Annotated in this window: 21 protein-coding genes; 9 read left to right on the top strand and 12 right to left on the bottom strand. The window is 60.2% G+C overall.

Features of this window, described 5'->3' with window-relative positions:
• Positions 1–5: 5 nt before the first annotated feature.
• The gene (locus tag ACR0D8_RS02080; RefSeq protein WP_480644299.1) at positions 6–956 is read right to left on the bottom strand and encodes an ABC transporter substrate-binding protein; all 951 of its coding nucleotides are present in this window, start codon (positions 954–956) and stop codon (positions 6–8) included.
• 415 nt (positions 957–1,371) lie between these two features.
• Here ACR0D8_RS02080 and ACR0D8_RS02075 point away from each other — a divergent pair, with 415 nt between their 5' ends.
• Both ACR0D8_RS02075 and ACR0D8_RS02070 read left to right on the top strand, forming a co-directional pair.
• Positions 1,372–2,034 carry a DNA-3-methyladenine glycosylase I gene (locus ACR0D8_RS02075; RefSeq protein WP_480644297.1) on the top strand — a complete coding sequence of 221 codons (663 nt, stop codon included), beginning with the start codon at positions 1,372–1,374 and terminating at the stop codon, positions 2,032–2,034.
• Positions 2,035–2,093: 59 nt separating this feature from the next.
• Positions 2,094–2,762 (top strand): hypothetical protein, encoded by a 669-nt coding sequence (locus tag ACR0D8_RS02070; protein WP_480644296.1) that lies wholly within the window; start codon positions 2,094–2,096, stop codon positions 2,760–2,762.
• 4 nt (positions 2,763–2,766) lie between these two features.
• On the opposite strand, the gene ACR0D8_RS02065 is transcribed toward ACR0D8_RS02070, so the two are convergent.
• Complete coding sequence (locus tag ACR0D8_RS02065; protein WP_480644295.1) at positions 2,767–3,171, bottom strand: c-type cytochrome; 405 nt, start codon at positions 3,169–3,171, stop codon at positions 2,767–2,769.
• Between the two features lie 97 nt (positions 3,172–3,268).
• On the opposite strand from ACR0D8_RS02065, the gene ACR0D8_RS02060 reads away from it, so the two are divergent.
• Positions 3,269–3,706, top strand: a complete 438-nt coding sequence (locus ACR0D8_RS02060; RefSeq protein WP_480644294.1) for a DMT family transporter — start codon at positions 3,269–3,271, stop codon at positions 3,704–3,706.
• Here the strand turns inward: ACR0D8_RS02060 and ACR0D8_RS02055 are convergent.
• From ACR0D8_RS02055 to ACR0D8_RS02045, 3 genes are all read right to left on the bottom strand, one after another.
• Positions 3,690–4,376, bottom strand: coding sequence for an ABC transporter ATP-binding protein (locus ACR0D8_RS02055; RefSeq protein ID WP_480644293.1), 687 nt, complete (start codon positions 4,374–4,376; stop codon positions 3,690–3,692). The genes ACR0D8_RS02060 and ACR0D8_RS02055 overlap by 17 nt on opposite strands.
• Positions 4,369–5,664, bottom strand: coding sequence for a lipoprotein-releasing ABC transporter permease subunit (locus tag ACR0D8_RS02050; protein ID WP_480644292.1), 1,296 nt, complete (start codon positions 5,662–5,664; stop codon positions 4,369–4,371). The genes ACR0D8_RS02055 and ACR0D8_RS02050 overlap by 8 nt, the downstream gene beginning before the upstream one ends.
• A gap of 64 nt (positions 5,665–5,728) precedes the next feature.
• Entirely contained in the window at positions 5,729–6,715 is a 987-nt protein-coding gene (locus ACR0D8_RS02045; RefSeq protein ID WP_480644290.1) for a DUF6492 family protein, read from the bottom strand.
• A gap of 340 nt (positions 6,716–7,055) precedes the next feature.
• On the opposite strand from ACR0D8_RS02045, the gene ACR0D8_RS02040 reads away from it, so the two are divergent.
• Positions 7,056–7,415: a hypothetical protein gene (locus ACR0D8_RS02040; RefSeq protein WP_480644288.1), complete on the top strand. Its 360-nt coding sequence runs from the start codon at positions 7,056–7,058 to the stop codon at positions 7,413–7,415.
• On the opposite strand, the gene ACR0D8_RS02035 is transcribed toward ACR0D8_RS02040, so the two are convergent.
• Both ACR0D8_RS02035 and proS read right to left on the bottom strand, forming a co-directional pair.
• The gene (locus ACR0D8_RS02035) at positions 7,412–8,305 is read right to left on the bottom strand and encodes a glycosyltransferase family 2 protein (protein ID WP_480644286.1); all 894 of its coding nucleotides are present in this window, start codon (positions 8,303–8,305) and stop codon (positions 7,412–7,414) included. The two genes, ACR0D8_RS02040 and ACR0D8_RS02035, sit on opposite strands and share 4 nt — an antisense overlap.
• The gene (gene proS, locus ACR0D8_RS02030; protein WP_480644285.1) at positions 8,289–9,629 is read right to left on the bottom strand and encodes a proline--tRNA ligase; all 1,341 of its coding nucleotides are present in this window, start codon (positions 9,627–9,629) and stop codon (positions 8,289–8,291) included. The genes ACR0D8_RS02035 and proS overlap by 17 nt, the downstream gene beginning before the upstream one ends.
• A 169-nt stretch (positions 9,630–9,798) precedes the next feature.
• Between proS and ACR0D8_RS02025 the strand changes: the two genes are divergently transcribed.
• From ACR0D8_RS02025 to ACR0D8_RS02005, 5 genes are all read left to right on the top strand, one after another.
• Complete coding sequence (locus ACR0D8_RS02025) at positions 9,799–11,163, top strand: FAD-dependent oxidoreductase (protein WP_480644284.1); 1,365 nt, start codon at positions 9,799–9,801, stop codon at positions 11,161–11,163.
• Positions 11,163–12,137, top strand: a complete 975-nt coding sequence (locus ACR0D8_RS02020) for an isopenicillin N synthase family dioxygenase (RefSeq protein WP_480644283.1) — start codon at positions 11,163–11,165, stop codon at positions 12,135–12,137. Before ACR0D8_RS02025 ends, ACR0D8_RS02020 begins: the two co-directional genes overlap by 1 nt.
• Before the next feature lie 89 nt (positions 12,138–12,226).
• On the top strand, positions 12,227–13,300 hold the full coding sequence (locus tag ACR0D8_RS02015; protein WP_480644281.1) for an AI-2E family transporter: 1,074 nt from the start codon (positions 12,227–12,229) through the stop codon (positions 13,298–13,300).
• Complete coding sequence (locus ACR0D8_RS02010) at positions 13,301–13,978, top strand: P-loop NTPase family protein (RefSeq protein ID WP_480644279.1); 678 nt, start codon at positions 13,301–13,303, stop codon at positions 13,976–13,978.
• 61 nt (positions 13,979–14,039) lie between these two features.
• The gene (locus ACR0D8_RS02005) at positions 14,040–15,584 is read left to right on the top strand and encodes a Ppx/GppA family phosphatase (protein ID WP_480646342.1); all 1,545 of its coding nucleotides are present in this window, start codon (positions 14,040–14,042) and stop codon (positions 15,582–15,584) included.
• Between the two features lie 3 nt (positions 15,585–15,587).
• On the opposite strand, the gene ACR0D8_RS02000 is transcribed toward ACR0D8_RS02005, so the two are convergent.
• Genes ACR0D8_RS02000 through ACR0D8_RS01980 form a run of 5 tightly spaced genes read right to left on the bottom strand, consistent with a single transcriptional unit; the run spans position 15,588 to position 18,814 of the window.
• A complete protein-coding gene (locus tag ACR0D8_RS02000) occupies positions 15,588–15,962 on the bottom strand; it encodes a hypothetical protein (protein WP_480644278.1) in 375 nt (124 codons plus the stop codon).
• A 38-nt stretch (positions 15,963–16,000) separates the two neighbouring features.
• Positions 16,001–16,996, bottom strand: coding sequence for an endonuclease/exonuclease/phosphatase family protein (locus ACR0D8_RS01995; protein WP_480644277.1), 996 nt, complete (start codon positions 16,994–16,996; stop codon positions 16,001–16,003).
• A gap of 4 nt (positions 16,997–17,000) precedes the next feature.
• On the bottom strand, positions 17,001–17,681 hold the full coding sequence (locus ACR0D8_RS01990; protein ID WP_475158851.1) for a TerB family tellurite resistance protein: 681 nt from the start codon (positions 17,679–17,681) through the stop codon (positions 17,001–17,003).
• 45 nt (positions 17,682–17,726) lie between these two features.
• A complete protein-coding gene (locus ACR0D8_RS01985; RefSeq protein WP_480644275.1) occupies positions 17,727–18,215 on the bottom strand; it encodes an N-acetyltransferase family protein in 489 nt (162 codons plus the stop codon).
• A complete protein-coding gene (locus ACR0D8_RS01980; protein WP_480644274.1) occupies positions 18,212–18,814 on the bottom strand; it encodes a VOC family protein in 603 nt (200 codons plus the stop codon). The genes ACR0D8_RS01985 and ACR0D8_RS01980 overlap by 4 nt, the downstream gene beginning before the upstream one ends.
• Positions 18,815–18,903 lie beyond the last annotated feature (89 nt).

Below are 18,903 nucleotides of genomic sequence, written 5' to 3'. Positions count from 1 at the left end.
CGGGCTCACTGGGTTGCCGCGTCGACAACCGGACGCCATTTGTCTTCGTTCTCGGCCATCCAAGCCGCGACAACTTCTTCAACCGATCCGCCGTCAACGTCGATTGCGCCCATCATCGGCTGCTGGTCTTCGACCGCCAGTTGATAGTTGGTCAGAATCTCATAGGCGGCGGGCCACTTGTCTGCCATGCCGCTCCAACCGGCCTTGAAGATGCGCGAAGGCGAGAAATCGCAGTCATTCACCGCATTCGGGTTCGGACCCCAGGACGGATCGTTAAAGCATGCCTCTTCGCCCGCGGGCAGATCGACGAACTGAACGTCATATGCCGACATCGCCCAGTGCGGCTGCCAGAAAGTGATCAACAGCGGCGATTTGCGCTCGGTCGAAGCACGCAGTTCGGCAATCAGGGCACCTTCGGAGCCCGCGGGAACCGCCTTGAACGGCAACTCAAGCCCAACCATGCGGTCGGCGCCGGGGGTTCCCCAATCCGCCGGATAGTCGACAAGGCGGCCACCGGGCAGCGTTTCAGCCGTGGCAAAAACCTGAGCACAGTTTTTCAGCGCCTCCCAGGCCGGCAGGCCCGGGCACAGCTCGGCCACATGTGCCGGGTAGGCAATGCCCTCTTTGGCATCCAGTCCCAGATCACCGATTTCAACAACGGTGCCCTCGTCGATCTTCTTGGCGTATTCGTCCGAAACGTTCGACGACCAGATTTCCAGCGTCGCGTCGATATCGCCATCGGCCAGCGCCTGGAACTGGTTCATCATGCCGGCGGTCACGTATTCAACGTTGTAGCCCGCTGCTTTCAGCATCTCACCGGCCACATGCGTAGTGACGTGCTGGCCGGTCCATTCATTGATCGCCAGTTTGATCGGCTCGTCCACAGCGCCCATATCGGCGGCATAGGCGGAACTTGCCACGGCCATAGCCAACAGGCTTACACTGAGTTTCTTCATCGACATTCTCCCTGTCTTGTTTTGTTTTGCCCACCCCAGCGCGCATTTGCGCCCCGGAAAGTTTGTCGAACGACAACACCATGTCGCAACATGCACAAAATTGGCCGGAAAAGGGAAGTGAACAGTTCTGGCCAAGGCGGTTTTATTCGCCCCTCAGAACCGTTCGGATTTTCCCACCTGCCGCATCGTGCGGCCACCCGGTCATTGCAATTTCGTACAATATCGGGGCAGCACATTGATTGACGAGTCAATCACAAACCCGAATCCCTTGTTTTGTCGAGCATTTCTTTTTCTTTTCACTCATTTTTTGGTGTCTCAATTGCCGCGCAGTGGCTGAAGCGTGAAACAGGCAAAGCACCCGGGACCTTGCAACAGGCCATCTGACAGGCAAGGTTACCGGCGGAGGACGCCGCAAATGCACCATTTCGATGAGATTTTTTCCTTGGCCGCTGATCGCCACGGTGGCGCTGAGGCATTGGACGCCAAGCTGACCCGCCCGAAAAGCACGGCGGAACTGGCCGCCATGCCCGATGATCGCTGGCTTTCGATCATCACCAAGACTGTCTTTCAGGCCGGGTTCAACTGGAAGGTCATCGAAAACAAATGGGATGGGTTCGAGACCGCCTTTGACGGGTTCGACGTGGGCCGGTGCACCTTTATGGATGACGAAAAATTCGACGCGCTGCTGCAGGATACCCGCATCGTGCGCAACGGAACCAAGATCGCCTCGGTCCGGGACAATGCCGCGTTCCTGCTGGAACTGCGCGAAGAAGGCGGTGCGGGGCAGGTTCTGGGCGGCTGGCCTTCGGTCGATTACGTCGGTCTGCTGGCGATGTTGGGCAAACGCGGGTCGCGTCTGGGTGGGGCATCGGCGCAATACGCAATGCGGTTCGCAGGGCGCGACAGTTTCATCCTGTCGCAAGACGTCACAGCCCGGCTGATTGCCGAGGGGATCGTCGATAAAGCGCCGAGTTCAAAAAAGGCAATGGCGGCGGTTCAGGAGGCCTTTAACACCTGGATGGATCAGTCCGGACGGTCGTTGACGGAAATAAGCCGCGTATTGGCGATGAGCGTGTGAAAATCGGTTGCAGAGCGGGGGCTTCGCAGTAGGCTTTGATCATGCCCTTCCGCTTTTTGATGATTTTTCTTTTTTTACTCGCCTCCTGCGGTCGCCCGCTGACGGATCAGGAACGCGCCTTTGCCAGCACCGTTCAGGGCGAAACGCTGAACTTGGACCGGGTAAGACTGGTAGAAGGCGCTCCGGTCGCGCCGATCACCTTTTACCGCAAGGCGCGACCGCGTCTGGCCTGCCGCGAGCGTATCCTGCCGACCCCAAAAGAAGGTGTCATAACCGCCAAACCTGCCGCCGTTGCCCTGTTCAACAAGGTCTATTTCACGCGCGATTGGTATCTGGAAGATTACATGACCGACTTTCCCGAACAGATGAACCTTGTGGCAGCGATGTTGCTGGCCCACGAACTGACTCATGTCTGGCAATGGCAAAACCGCCGGACAACCGGGTATCACCCGCTGCGGGCCGCGGCGGAACATGGCGGCAACAAGGACCCCTATCTGTTCGACATCGACACCTCGCCCGATTTCCTGTCTTACGGGTTCGAACAACAGGGCGCGATCGTCGAGGAATACGTCTGCTGCCGCGCACTGGACCCGACGGCGCCCCGCACGCAGCGCCTGCATGACATGCTGGGATCGCATTTCGACCTGTCGCCGCTACCGACACAGCGCCGTGAACGCGAGATCGTCATTCCGTGGAGCGGAGCCGAAGTCGAGGGTATTTGCCGCTGAGGCCCTACTGTCCTTGAAGCGTTTCCAGATAGGCGACCAGATCGACGATCGGCTGGCTTGTCAGGATCGGCTGACCCTCTGGCGTTTTCATCGAGGTGTCCTGACCATCAAAGTAAGGTCCGTAGACCGGCATCGGACTGCCGTGACTGACCAGCGGATCGCGCCCGTCAATCCGCGCCACAACGCGGGCGGTCGGAAATACTCCGTCCTCGCCGGCAAGTTTCGTCAGATCGACCGGCTGAATGACCAGAACGCCGGCCATCGGTCCATGCCCGGTCGCGTCGAGCCCGTGGCACGTCGCGCAATAATGCTGATAAAGCTCTGCGCCGGTTTCCACGTCCTGCGCCCCTGCCTGAGACGCCAAAGCGAGCAAACCCGCAGAAACCGTCGCCTGTACCAGCCTGATCATCGCATCCTCCTGTCATGATTGACATTTGCAGGCTTGCCCGACAGGCGGCTTGGCGCAATGATCCAGATCAACGAAAGCGGCGCAGAGGATTCCGGCAATGACACAATATGCAGCCATCATGCTGGCGGCCGGGATCGGCGTGCCAATTCTTGCCGCGCTGAACGCGGCACTGGGCAAGCTGATCGGATCGCCGACCGCGGCCGCAGTGGTTCTGTTTGCCATCGCGTTCGGTGCGTCCGCGCTTGTCCTGCTGGTGTTTCCGGGTGCAGGGGCGCTGTCCAAAATCGCCGACGCACCAAAACATCTGTTGCTGGCCGGTGTCCTGATCGCCTTTTACGTCTTGTCGATCACCCATGTCGCCCCGCATTTCGGGGTCGGCAACGCGGTGTTCTTCGTTCTGCTGGGGCAGTTGATCAGCACGGCGGCCATTGACCATTTCGGCCTGTTCGGTGCCCAGGTCACGCCGCTGACCTGGATTCGGGTGGGCGGCATCACCGTAATGGCCGTTGGCGTGGCGATCACTCAACTGGCTTGAGCACACCCGCCTCAAGCCGCAGCTTGCGGTCCATCCGCGCGGCAAGGTCCATGTTATGAGTGGCAATCAGCGCCGACAGCCCTTCGTCCCGGACCAGCGCCATCAGCGCATCGAATACCTGATCCGAGGTCTCAGGGTCCAGATTGCCCGTCGGTTCATCCGCCAGCAGGACCCGCGGCTTGTTGGCCAAGGCCCGGCAAAAAGCCACGCGCTGTTGCTCTCCTCCGGACAGGGCCGCCGGGCGGTGATCGGCGCGCGCCGCGACGCCGACACGATCCAGCAGGATCATCGCCCTTTGTTGCGCGGCTTTTTCGGATACACCATTGGCAAGCTGCGGCAGAGTGATGTTTTCCAGCGCCGTGAACTCGGGCAGCAGATGGTGGAACTGATAAACGAACCCAACATCCTGTCGCCGCAGCGCGGTACGGGTGCGGTCGCCCTTGCCGGCCACGTTCCGGCCCGCGATCTCGACCGACCCGGCATCGGGCGTATCCAGCAATCCGGCAATGTGAAGCAGGGTCGACTTGCCCGCCCCTGACGGCGCCACCAAGGCCACCGCCTCGCCGCCGCGCAATTCCAGATCGGCACCGCGCAACACCTGAACCTCGCCCGGAGTACCCTTGAGATAGGTTTTGGTCAGGCCGTTCAGCCGCATCGTCACATCACTCATAGCGCAGCGCCTCGACCGGGTTCAGCCGCGCCGCGCGGCGGGCGGGGAAATACGTGACAAAGAAGGACAGCCCCAGCGACAATCCGATCGCCTTGAGGACATCCGACAGATGCAGTTCGGCCGGCAGAGCGTAGATGCCCCGGATCGACGGGTCCCACACGCCGCCGCCCATCGCATAGTTCACGAACGAGAAAATCGGGTCGATATAGATCGCAAACAGGCAGCCCACGATCACACCCATCGCAGTGCCGATGATGCCGGTGAAAGCACCGCAAATGAAAAACACCCGCAGGACCGACCCTTCGCTCAGGCCAATGGTGCGCAGGATGCCGATATCGCGGCCTTTGTTCTTTACCAGCATGATCAGGCCCGAAACGATATTCATCGCCGCAATCAGCACGAGGATCGACAGGATGATGAACATCACGTTGTCCTCGACTTCCAGCGCCCGCAGGAACCCGCCCGAGGCGTCCTGCCATGTCCATAATTGGCTGCGCTCGCCCGCCGCCTCAAGGATCGGGATCAGAATCGGCGTCAGTTCCTCGGGGTGTTCGACCATCACTTCGATTTCATCCGCCACGCCTTCACGGTTAAAAAAGCTCTGCGCCTGCTCGAATGGCATATAGACACGGGTTCGGTCGATATCGTAGCGCCCGGCCGAGAACACATAGACCACACGATAGGCGTTCACGCGGGGTGACGTGCCAAAGGCTGTTTTCACCCCATTGGGTGAGGTTAGTTTGACGGTGTCACCCACGGTCGCGCCGATGCTGCGCGCCACCCCCGAACCAATGGCGATGACATCTTGCCCGTTCTGAAATTCCGACAGATCCCCGACGACCCGTTCGCTTTCGGCGACACCGGGCAGGTCCAGCAGATCGTCGGGTTGAATGCCGAACACTTCGACCCCGCTGCTGCGTTCGCGATTGGTAATCAGAACCTGCCCTTTGACCAAAGGTGCGGCGCGAACAACGCCGGGCACCTGCGCGATGCGTTTGGTGACGCCGTCATAATCCGCGATGGTCCGGTCCAAGCGTCCCTGCGCGTCGAAATTTCCTGCGGAAAAAACCGTGACGTGGGCATTTGCCCCCAGAATTGTGCCCACAAATTCGGACCGGAACCCGGACCGCACCGCCAGCGTGGCGATCAGAGCGAAAACGGCCAATGTGATCCCAATCAGGGAAATCCAAGTCATCACGCTGACGCCGCCCTCGGCCCGGCGCGCGCGCAGGTATCGCCAGGCGATCTTCCATTCAAATGGGGCAAAGGGCGGCGGCGTCTTGGCCATGTCTGCTCCGGTTTTTTGTTTGGCCCGACCCTTTCGGCATTTCGCCGGATGGTCAAGTTGGTTGTCAGCCGGTCAGGGCCGCGGTTCGGTTCAGAACGGCCTTTGCTTTGGACCGCTCGCATATTTCGCGGCTTTCCAGTTCAGAGAACACCCGGTCGCGCAGATCAGCGGGCAGTTTGGCCAGGGCCCGGTTATGCAGTCCCAGCGTCAGCGCACAGGGATCGTCCAGCCGGGTCATCTTGGCGGCAAGCTCTTCCGCCGAAAAGGTCGGCCACAATCCGACGTTCCAATTGGTCGTATTTTCGAACCAGGGCTCATATCCTTCCGGGGACTTCAGGCAAAAGGCATTCATCAACATGAACTCGGACGGCCGTCTGCGCGAGGCAAACAGAGCCTGAACCGAACCATAGCGTGCGTTGATCTCGTCCAGCAGCGCCAGGATAAGCGAGCGGCGTACCGGGAAAGGTGTTGAGAACGTCGTTGTGTGCAACTGGTTCAGATCAGGATGCGGAACGTCCAGCGCGTCCAGACTTTCGCACAGCCATCTATGGTGAAAATCGCTTTTGATCCCGACGAAAGGTATGCGGGCTGCACCGTTGGCCGCGAAATACTCGGCGTCGTCAAAGGCCCTCAGAAACACGTTTTTGGTATCGAGGATGACCATGTGTTCGGACGCGGCCACCCGCGCGGCGCCCAGTTTCAGAACCTGCTGCGAGCGATAGCCGTTGTTCCCGCGCCATCCGCCTTTTCTGGCCACCGGGATACGAAACCGGTTTTCAATCAGGATTTGATCCGGCATTGGCCGGCGCAAGCAATGTCCCTGCCCCAACAGAACATCATCACCGCTCAGGATCGAAACCTTCGATCGCAGCGGCCCGTAGGCCGCCAGAATGGGTTCGAGATTCGCACGCAGTTTCACTTCGTCGATGTCATTCATGATCACATGGATCGAACCGACGCGGTCGGGATCGACGAACCGGGCAAACGACAGCGCCTGAAGTTCCAGCAACGGAAAATCCTTGGCATACACAACCGTGGCGAAACTCAGCAAACCGCAGGTCCTTTCAAAGTTTTGCTTCGTGTATCAGCAATTCGGTTTCTGTCCAATTCACCCCGGCGAAGGGGGAAAACGAATCACCAAGCCATCATGAAAAACAGACCTGTTCGGATTTAAGGTGAACGCAAATGGGCGTCGCTACACTCTTGGTTGTGAAGCCCTTCACAGACAACCGATCATTGTTTCAGCTATGAAGTCAATGTGAGCCGGACAAGGCTTACTGAATCCAAAATGTAACATTTCATGCGCAATAATATTTCGTGTTTTGCTTATTTTGGGGAATTTTGTCACCCTAGGTATTGGGGGATTTAACCAGTTAGAGCGGGGGTCGCTCATGAGTATTCGATTTGAAACACAAACAGGGGGCGCATTTTCTGCCCAATTAGCTTCCACAGAACTGGATTGCGAAACCGCAGCGTTGCTGCGCGCCGCAATCCGCCCGGTCTTTTCCAGCGCCGCAAGCTGGGGCAGCCTGACAGAAATCCTGCAGGACAAGGGCTATCACCTTGTCTTCCGGCAAGGCCGGCTTTGCGTCACGGACCAGGATACCGGCGACCGCGTCTGCGGTTTGCGCTTTCTCGGGTTCGAATTCAGAGAATTGGTGCGGCGTCTGGGACGCCCCATGGTCGTGGCACGAGGCAATCAGGCGGACGGTGACATCCTGATCGACCGCCCGTCATCGAAAGGCGTCTAAAACCGCCTCCAGAACTGGACTGACCGTCGCAGGGACTTCCACAGGCTGTGACGCGCGGCAATCTTTATCGCCTCAGCAGCGCCGGGTCGGCGCAACTGTTCCAGAACAAGCCCTGTCGGCATATGGCCGCGCTGGTAGAACCGATGGAAATCCTCCTGGGTTAAACCGCGGGCCGATTTGAACCCCTCATAATATTTAAACCAGACGCGGGCATAGTCCTGACCGGTGCGGCTGTCGTCCTGGGTCACACCTCTGCTCCAGAACAATGAGATGGGGTCGTCCATCCCCTCGCCCTGATACCCCCCGGCCAGCATCCGCAGCATCAGGTCGTAATCGGCGGCGACGCGAAACTGCGTGTCGTGACCGCCCAGCGCCAGAAAGACATCCCGTTTCAGAAAGACCGAGTTGTGGCAAAAAGGCATGCGCTGCAGAATTGCCGTCAGCGACATCCGTTTTTCGCGGGTTTCGGTTCCGTCCTCATATCGGCGCAGAGTCGAACCGTACAAGAAATCGGGACCGGTCACCGTCAACCTGTCCGCCGCTGAGTTCAGAACATCGTCGGAGGCCAGTGAGTCATCAGAGTTCAGGAACAGCAGGTATTGGCCCCGCGCGGCCTGCGCCCCTTTGTTCATCGCATCGTAGAGGCCCGAATCCGGCTCGCTGATCAGGCGCGTGCGCGGGGCCTCCGCGGTCAGGTCCTGCAGGAAGCCGACCGTGCCATCGGTCGAGGCCCCGTCCTGAATGATGTGCTCTGCCCGGTCGCAATTCTGGCGCGCCATACAGGCCATCACTTCGCGAAACCCGTCCTGACGCCCCTGGGACAACAGGTTATGGGTGGCGGTGACGACCGAGATCAGCGGCGCGCCGGAAGGATCAGGCGATTTGCTCATAGATCTTTGCGATCCTGGTGACGGCGGCTTCGGGGCTCAGTTCCTCGCTTTCGCCGGTACGGCGGCTGGTCAGTTCGACCACGCCGTTTTTCAGACCACGCGGGCCAACTGTGATGCGCCATGGCAGGCCGATCAGGTCCATTGTGGCGAACTTGCCCCCGGCCCTTTCGTTGCGGTCATCGTAAAGCGGTTCCAGACCCAGCGCGGTCAGCGCGCCGTAAAGCTTGTCACATGCGGCGTCAGCCTCTTCATCGCCCTGCTTCAGATTGACGATGCCACAGTGGAACGGGGTCACGCCCTCGGGCCAGATGATGCCCTTGTCGTCATGGCTGGCTTCGATGATCGCGCCGATCAGGCGGCTGACACCGATGCCATGGCTACCCATATGGACCGGAACCGGCTTGCCATCAGGGCCCTGCACGGTCGCGCCCATCGCCTCGGAATACTTGGTGCCAAAATAGAAGATCTGCCCCACTTCGATCCCACGCGCCACGCGGCGACGGTCTTCGGGGATCTGGTTGAACAACCCCTCATCATGGGTTTCGTCGGTGCGCGCGTATTTCGAGGTGAATTCCTCAAGGATGGCCTGACACTGTGCTTTGTCGTTGTAGTCAATCTCGCGGTCGCCAAAGGACAGGTCGGTGACGGCGCTGTCATAGAAGACCTCGGATTCTCCGGTTTCGGCCAGCACAAGAAACTCGTGCGTATTGTCGCCGCCGATCGGGCCGGAATCGGCGCGCATCGGGATCGCCTGCAACCCCATCCGCTCGTAAGTGCGCAGATAGGTGACCAGATGGCGGTTATAGGCGTGCAGCGCGTCCTCTTTGGTCAGGTCGAAATTGTAGCCGTCTTTCATATAGAATTCACGCCCCCGCATCACGCCAAAACGCGGGCGGATTTCGTCGCGGAACTTCCACTGAATCTGATAGAGCGTCAGCGGCAGGTCCTTGTAGCTGTTGACGTGACCGCGGAAGATGTCTGTCACCAGTTCTTCGGCTGTGGGCGTGAACAGCATATCCCGGTCGTGCCGGTCCTTCATACGCAGCATTTCCTGACCGTAATCGTCATAACGCCCGGATTCACGCCATAGGTCTGCCGATTGGATAATGGGCATCTGGATCGCGATATGGCCTGCGCGCGCCTGCTCTTCATGGATGATATTTTCCAGTTTGCGCAGCACTTTGAAGCCCAGCGGCAGCCAGGAATAAATCCCGGCGGCAGCCTGTTTGATCATCCCGGCGCGTAGCATCAGCCGGTGGCTGACGATCTGGGCCTCGGACGGGTTTTCCTTGAGAACGGGCAAAAAGTAACGGCTGAGGCGCATTGGATGACCTTCAAAGGTGAGAATTCGACTTCAAAGCTGCTTATGCCAAAGCCCCGCCGGGGGCAATCAGGCAATGGTGATTTTGCGACCTCGGCGCGGTCGGATTTTTGATTGACCCGCCAGTCAGGAGCTTCAATTGTGACAGGAATGTAAAATTCACGAGGCCCCAATGCAGACCATTCAGGAACCCGCCCGCCAGATACCCGTTGTTCACCAGACGGATGTGCTGGTTGTCGGGTCCGGCCCGGCGGGTCTGGCCGCGGCTCTGGCCGCCGCGCGCGCAGGGGCCGAGGTGTCTCTGGTCGACCGGTTCGGCTGCATGGGCGGTAACATCACTGCCGTCGGGGTCGAAGGTTTCGCCTGGTATCGCCACGAACAGACGGTCGAGGCCGGCGGTATCGGCATGGAGTTCGAAACCCGCGCCAAAGAGATGGGCGCAGCGGTGCCCGAAAGCCAGTCGCTGAGCTATGAGCTGGACAGCGAAGGCTTCAAACTGGTCGCCGATAAGCTGGTGGCGGAGGCCGGTGTCCATCCGATGCTGCACCGGCAGTTTGTGGCGCCGATCCTTGAGGGCGACCGGATCACCGGCATCATCACCGAATCCAAGGCCGGGCGCGAGGCGATCCTGGCCAGGGTCGTGATTGACGCGACAGGCGACGCGGACGTGGCCCACCGCGCGGGCGCGCCCACCTGCAAGACCGCACCCGAAGAAATGATGGCAGCCTCGGTCATGTTCCATCTGGCCGGCGTCGACAAACGCGCATTCACGGAAGGCGTGAAGGCCGACCCGCAGACCTATAAGGACTGGGGCGGCGGGGGTGAGTGGAACATCGGAACCTCGGGCAAAGAGGACGACATGTTTTCTCCCTTCGTGCACAAACCTTTTCAGCAGGCGATTGATGCGGGGATGATCCCGCCGCATCTGAACACCATCGCGGGCACCTGGGGCGCGATGCACGACACGGGTGAGCTGACCTACATGAACCTAATCCATCTGGCCGAAATCGACGGCACTGACCCCGACAGCTTGACGCGGGGCGAGATTGAGGGCCGTCGCCAATCCATGCTGGCCATCGACGCCCTGCGCCGCTTCATGCCGGGCTGCGAGAACGCGCGGCTGCGGAATTTCGGCATGACCATCGGCATCCGCGACACCCGCAAAATCGACGCGGTCTACAACATGACCGAGGACGACGCGCGCCATCAGGGTCGATTTGAGGATACAATCGGCATCTACCCCGAATTCATCGACGGCTATGGCATTCTGATCCTGCCGACAACAGGGCGGTACATGCAAATCCCCTATCGTTCGATGTTGCCGAAAGGGATCAAGGGCTTGCTGGTTGCGGGTCGGTCGCACGGGGCCGACAAGGTAGCCCATGCTGCCACCCGGAACATGGCCTGCTGCGCCGTCATGGGTCAGGGCGCGGGGATCGCTGCCGCCCAGTCGCTGAAAAGCAATCAGGACCTGCACGAGCTGAACCTGGCCCCGGTTCACGCCGAGCTGGACCGGCAGGGCGTCCGGATTCACTGATGGACCGTGTCCCAACGATCGACATCGCTCCGCTGCATGATGCAGGCCATCCTGACTATGATCGGGCGGTTCGGCAAGTCATGGAGGCGTTTACCCAGATCGGATTTCTGTCGATTACCAGAACGGGCCTTTCCCAGCAAATTGTTGAAGACATGCGTAGCTGTGTCCAGGCAGTCTTCGACATCGAAGAGCGCCTGAAATGGGATCGGGCCATCACAAGAGAAAACTATCGCGGTTATATCCCGTTGGGGTTTTTCACGCCGAATGACGGATCAGGCCGGGCGGACAAATACGAAGGCTATAAGCTGCACTTCGAAGTCGCCGAGGATGCGCCCATCCGCAAGGACTGCGCGCTTTACGGTCCAAACCTGTGGCCGCCAGAGGTTCCGGACGCGCGTTCGGTCATTCTGGACTATTGGTCCCGTCTGGATACCGTTGCCGACATGCTGCTGCGCGCGGTTGAGGTGGGGTTGGGGCTTTCGGCAAACACTTTGTGCGACGCCTTCCGCGATCCAATGACAAACATGACCCTGTTGCACTATCCACCTCAGGCCCCGGACGATACGGGCTATGGCATTCATCCACACAAGGACACCGATGCCCTGACCATAATCGCCCCTGACCCCGTCGGTGGGCTGGAAGTGCGCACGCAAGACGGGGGCTGGATCACCCCGGACTGCCCGCCGGGCGGTTTCATCGTCAATATCGGTGACATGCTTGAACTGTGGTCCGGTGGCCGCCTGAAATCCACACCGCACCGGGTGGTCAATCGCTCGGGCAGCGAACGGTATTCTTTTCCCTATTTCGCCGTTCCGCGTCATGACGTTATTGTCACGCCCCTGCTTCCTCCTTTGCCGGGGTTCGACCGCCCACCCGTGCATTGCGGCCATTGGTCGGCCGAGATCTGGCGTACCAACTGGCCGGACGAAGCAGCAGATGACGAGACCCCCGAACTGGGAACGCTGAGCGATTAGCCACCCGAATTCAGCCGGGCATGAAGCGCTTGCATCGCGGGGCCGCATACGCCAAGAACACGTGCAACGGCCGAAACAAGGGGACAGCCATGGCTTTGCCGGTGAAGGATCAGCTAAGATACTGGGGCATTGCCACCGCGGTATTTGTTCTTTTGTTGTGGGCCCTTGGCGACGTTCTGCTGCCGTTTGTCATCGGAGGCGCGATCGCCTATTTCCTTGACCCGGTCGCGGACCGGCTTGAAAATCTGGGCCTGTCGCGCATGGCCGCCACTGGGATCATTACAATTGTTGGAATTCTGGGCTTTGTCCTGATGGTCCTGATGGTGGTTCCCGCGCTGATCACGCAGCTGATCGACCTGATCGAAGTGATGCCCAGCCTGTTCAAGGAGTTGCGCGGCTTCATCGAAAAACAATTCCCGTCGCTGCTGGACCGTGAATCCAGCTCGCATCAGGCTCTGGTGTCGTTGGGTGAGACGCTGCAATCGAAAACGGGTGACGTTCTGCAATCGGTTGTGGCCTCGCTGGGGTCCGCGATCAACGTCGTTGTCCTGCTGGTCATCGTTCCGGTGGTGGCTGTTTATCTGTTGCTGGACTGGGACCGCATGATTGCCCGGATCGGAGAGCTTTTGCCCCGCGATCACGCCCCAACGATCAAGCGTCTGGCAGGTGAGATTGATGCGGTTCTGGCCTCGTTCGTGCGCGGCATGGGCACGGTGTGCCTGATCCTCGGCACCTATTACGCGGTGGCGCTGATGCTGGTGGGTCTGCAATTCGGCCTGATCGTCGGCTTCATCGCTGGCCTGGTCACGTTCATCCCCTATCTTGGCGCGCTGATCGGCGGCAGTCTGGCCATTGGTCTGGCCATGTTCCAGTTCTGGGGCGATTGGGCCCATATCGGTCTGGTCGCCGGTATCTTTGCGCTGGGACAGGTGACCGAGGGCAACTTTCTGACCCCCAAGCTGGTTGGCAGCTCCGTCGGGCTGCACCCTGTCTGGCTGCTGCTGGCCCTGTCGGTTTTCGGTGCCTTGTTCGGCTTTGTCGGCATGTTGGTCGCGGTGCCTGTTGCCGCGGCATTGGGCGTGGTGGCGCGGTTCGCCACGTCGATTTATCTGGACAGCCGGTTGTATACCGGCCTCGAAGGGTTGAATCAGGAAAACGAATAAATGGCCCGACAGCTAAGCTTTGATCTTCCGGCCAAGACCGCGCTGGGGCGTGAGGATTTCTTTGTGTCCCCGGCCAACGCATTGGCTGTTGCAATGATCTCGGCCACGTCCTGGCCTGGCAACAAGCTGGTGCTCAGCGGTCCGGCCGGGGCCGGCAAGACGCACCTTGCCCATGTTTGGGCGGCTGAAACCGGCGGTCGGATCATCCCGGCCAGGGATTTGAACTATGACGCCGTGCCCGATCTGGCACGCAGGCCGGTTGCAGTTGAAGATGTGCCGATGATCGCGGACGACCCGGAGCGACAGAAGGCCCTGTTTCACCTGCACAACCTGGCCCTGGCCGAGGGACAGACCCTGTTGATGACAGGGCGTCTTGTGCCCAAGCTGTGGCAGTTGCCGCTGCCGGACCTGCAGAGCCGCATAGAAGGCGCCCATCACGTTGCCCTTGATCCCCCGGACGACGCGCTTTTGGGGGCGGTTCTGGCCAAGCTGTTCATCGACCGCCAGCTGAACCCCGGCCCCGAAGTCATTTCATATCTGGTCAAGCACATGGACCGGCGCTTTGAAACGGCAGCCGACGTGGTCAAGCGGCTGGATTGCATTGCCCTGTCGGAGAAACGCGAGATCACCCGGGCGCTGGCGGTCAGGGTTCTCAACGCGGATGCGGAAGATGTCTGATCCGACAATTGACCCGCAACGGGTGATTTCGCATTCTGCTGGCGGCAAACCTGGAAAAGACATGGATCAGAGCTTCGAAACCGACATCCCGGACTGGGGGCCTTTCGGAAAGCCATTGTTTGACAACCCCGAGGCCCGGGCCCTGTCCCGCGTAGGTGTCGTCGATGTCGGGTCGAACTCGGTCCGGATGGTGATCTTTGACGGCGCGGCACGGTCTCCGGCCTATTTCTACAACGAAAAAGTCATGTGCGAGCTTGGGGCCGGCCTCTCGGAAACCGGTCGCCTCAACCCCCGCGGACGCGTGCGTGCGCTTTCCGCGCTGCGCCGGTTTGCCCGGCTTGCCGACGATCTGAACCTGCCCGGGCTGCACGTCGTGGCCACCGCAGCCGTTCGCGAGGCAGAAGACGGGCCGGATTTTTGCGACGAGGTCAAATCCGAGACGGGGCTGACCGTATCGGTCATCGACGGCGGGGAAGAGGCGCGCCTGTCCGCACAGGGCGTTTTGCTGGGCTGGCCGGGCGCTTATGGACTGATCTGCGACATCGGCGGGTCGTCGATGGAACTGGCTGAAATCGGCGACGGCGATGTCGGGCGGCGTCTGACATCGGCTCTTGGCCCGCTCAAGCTGCGCGACATCAAGGGCGGTCGCCGGGCACGCAAAGCGCATATCAAAACCACCATGGAAGACCTGCGCGATCAGATGGGTCTTCAGCGCGACCGCCTGTTCCTGGTCGGGGGCAGTTGGCGTGCCTTTGCGCGTCTGGACATGCTGCGCCGGGGGTATCCCCTGAACGTCCTGCATGAATACCGGATGACCACCACGCAGGTTCGTGAAACCATCAAGTTCATCGAAAAAGGCGACCCTGAAAAACTGCGCAGTCAGGCCGGGGTTTCAAGCTCGCGCATGGCGCTGATCCCTTATGCGATGGATGTGCTGGCCCGGTTGATCCGCACGTTCAAACCCAAGGACATCGCGATCTCAAGCTATGGTATTCGCGAAGGTCTGCTGTATGAACAGATGCCGCAAGACCTGCGAGATCGCGACCCGCTGATCGAGGCCAGCCGGTTCTCGGAGGCTAAGGATGCCCGCCTGCCCGGCTTTGGCAAACACCTTTATGAATTCGTAATGCCCCTGTTCAAATCGGCCCCGCCCGCAAGGGTTCGGCTGGTCAAGGCGGCATGTCTGCTGCATGACGTCAGCTGGCGCGCGCATCCCGATTACCGGGCCGAGGTGTGTTTCGACAATGTCACCCGCGCCAATCTGGGCGGTCTGAAACATTCCGAGCGTATTTTCATCGGCCTCGCCCTGCAGCACCGCTATCGCAACAAGCGCGAAGGCAACAGGTTTGAGCCCCTGTACAAGCTGTTAGAGGAAAAAGACCAGAAACAGGCCGAGATTCTGGGCAAAGCCATGCGGTTCGGCGCGATGCTGTGGATGCAAAGCGACGCCACGATGGGAACATTGCGGTTTTATCCCAAAAAGCACCTGCTGGAACTGCGCCTGCCCGCCGCCGCCCGACCGCTGTTCAACGAGGTGGCCGAGTCGCGCCTGAATTCGCTGGCGAATGCGCTGAAGTCCGAGACCCGGGTCATCATCAAGGGATAGGCGTCAGATTTCCGTTGCGCCATCCGGGTCCTGTTCGGTTTGTTCGGGGATGTCCTGCGGGTTCTCAGGCGGTTTTTTCCGAATTATGATATCGCCGTTTGGCAGCATCTCGGGCGCCTCATAGGTGCTCCAATCCTGAATTTCGCCGGCCAAGTCAGCCAGCGCCGGGCCCATCTCCTCGAAAAAGGACTGCATCGCGGGGCCGAACTGATTGACCAGCCCTTGCAGGTCTTCCAGCGCGGGCTCCATTTCCTGGCGCAACCCTTCAAAGAACAGTTCTGCACCCTGCTCCATCAACGATTTACCAGTGTCTTCGTCGGCAAAGGCAGGCAGAGCAAGGGCCGCCGAAATCGCACAGATCGGAAAAACATGTCTCATACCCGAAAATATAGGCGCAGCGGGTGCGGGATGAAAGCTTACAGATCAATATCAAGAGTGACCGGAAAATGATCGGATGCGGTTATCAGCGCGTTTTGCAATTCGCGGGAGGCCTGACAGGCACTGTCGCGAATCGGGTGCCAGATGCGCCAGTCAGGGTGGAATGCCCGCAGGTTGTCGCTGATCATGATGTAATCCAGCAGCGCCTCAAGGAACTGCCGCTCGCCCGGCCGGGCAAACCGGGCCGTTGCAGGCACAGAGCCCGGCCTTGGCCCATGTGCCGTGACCGCGTGGGGGTCGAACAATCCCGCCTGCAACACAATCTCGACCGAGGATCGCCCGAACAGATGTTCAAACTCATCAAGACCCGGTCCATCATTCAAATCCCCCATCAGAATGACCTGATCCCCGGCCCCGATATGCGCCCTGACCCGACGCGACAGCCAGACGGCCTGCGCAAGCTGCTTGCGGCGGTTGGCGATTGAGATGCGGATCGCCTCGTCGCGCGATCCGGCACCGTGGGGCGCCTTGGATTTCAGATGAGCCCCGATCAGGCGAAACCTTGCACCCTTGCGGGTCAGGACCTCAAGCTCCATGGGCGGTTTGGAGAACCGTACCTGATCTTCGGTGGCATCTATATCAAGGTCGATGTGCAGGACGTCATCAAAACGCGGCGCCCTTTCGTTCCCGGCTTGCGGATCGTGCCGCACCGTCAGTACGGCGGGATCGTAAAGCAGGGCAAGCTCCTGATGGGTGTCATTGGCGAAACCCATCACCGCGTTTGTCGTGCGCAGATCAAAGGCGGCGGCAAAGTTCTGCAGCGCGCGCACCGTGTTTTGGGTTTTACCGGTATTGGGAGCCTCGACAATCAGGATCGCATCTGCGTCCACCGCCGTCAGAACCTTGGCGATCGCTTCGACCTGCTGCGCCCTTGTTACATCGTGGCGGCCGGACCAGCCGTCATCCATCAGCAACTCATCACGACGGTTGAACAGGTTGGCGAACCATTCGATATTGTAGGTCGCCAAGCGCATCCCGTCAGGCTCGCGCGCCGTTGATCTCGTCCCAGGCGCGGTTGATGTCGATCATCTTCTTTTCGGCCAGTCGGATCGCCTCTTCCGGGACGCCCCGGGCCATCATTGCATCGGGATGTGTTTCGCGGACAAGTTGCCGCCAGACCTTGCGAATATCGGGCAGCGGCATGTCGCGGGGCACGCCCAGAACGGTGTATGGGTCCTTGGGCGCGTCCGGAACGAACCGCGCCCGCAGCGCCAGAAACTGCGCTTCGGTCTGGCCGAAAATCCGGCTGACTTCTTCCAGAAACTCGTTTTCATTGGGATGATAAAAACCATCGGCCATCGCGATGTGGAACAGCCCCTCCATCAGGTCGCACAGCGTGGTGCTGTCATCGGCAAACATCCGTGCGATCTTGCGGGCATAGTCCTGATACCCGGCGACATCCGTGCGGGCCATGTCAAAGACGCGGGCGGCGCCAGCCTCATCCTCGCGCGCGATCTGGAACACATCACGGAATGCGGTCACTTCGTCCCGCGTCACCCGCCCGTCGGCCTTGGCCATCTTCGCGCCCAGCGCAATTACCGCGATCGCAAACGCAACGGACCGTTCCGGCGGAGTTCGCAATTTCTCAAAAACCGCCGCAAGGCTTTCGCCCTGGGCAAGCGCGCTCAACGCGTCGGATATGCGGGTCCAAATCGACATGAGCGCACCCTAGCGACCTATTGCACGACTGTCAGGTGCGACAGATCACTCCGCGGCAAGAATTTTCTGCATCAGCACAAGATCCAGCCGTCGGCCCCATTTGATACCAACTTCGGGCATGACACCGACCTGCATAAAGCCAAGCGCCGCATGGAAGGCAACCGCGCCCGGATTGGCCGAAGATATCCCGGCCACCAGAACATGCACGCCATCCGCCCGCGCCACGTCTTCAAGCGCCGACATCAACGCCCGCCCCACGCCTTGACCGCGCGCGTCGGGTGCCAGTTGGATTGTGTGTTCGCGGCACTGCGCATACCCCGGGCCAGCCCGAAACGTGCCGTAAGTTGCAAAGCCAAGTGTCGCGCCGTTTCCTTCGGCCACAAGATACGCGGGCCCACGGGTTTCGATATCTGCCGCGATGCTTTTCGTACTGCGCTCGGTCGTTGTGAAAGTGACCAGCGTATCGCGGATGATCGCGTTTGTGATTGCGGCGATACTTTCGGCATCCGCGACACTGGCCTGCCGGACGATCATTCCAGCACGCGCATGCCATGAGGTGTCTCGAACTCGGCCCGAAGCGCCGCAGGGCCTGAATCGAACACAACGTGATCCAGATCGCCCAGCAATCTGGCCAGTTCCAGCGCATCCGGATGAAAAACCACCAAGCGGCGCAGGCGGCACCCGCTATCCTGCAGCATCCTGGCGGGGTGCAGGTCGCCATGCCATTGGATGAGCGCCGGAAACAGATTGTCGAATGGCAATCGTCCGTTGGGCGGCACCGCCATTTGCCACCGCAACGCGCCCCGGGCCAGTTCGATGGGCGTACCGACCCCATTCGGGAAAACGCTCAGTGATTCCACAATATCCGAAACCCTGCAGATCCAGTTGGTCAGGCGCGGCTGCCCCTGAAACCGGTCAAGATCGAACCAGCGGGTTCGCTGCGGGTTCGCCGCCTCGGGATCAATCGCGATGGCTTCCAGATACAGACCATCCCGCAGACCCAGTAACCGGTTGTAAGTGCCGAAGGTCTCGTGCTTGCCGCCCTCCTGCAACGGTACTCCCAATGCCTGCTCGATATAGGCGGACGCCTCATCAAGCGTTTCGCCCGTCACGGCCAGATGATCCAGTAACACGCGCGCCTCCTATGCAATGCGGCCAGCCCAAAAGGGGCTGGCCGCATGTTTTCGCCAAAGGCGCGGGATCACAAGATTTTTCGTCGAAA

Source organism: Ruegeria sp. BG10, assembly GCF_056538575.1.
Note: the sequence above shows the minus strand (reverse complement) of the source record. Positions and strands in the feature narration are given on the sequence as shown.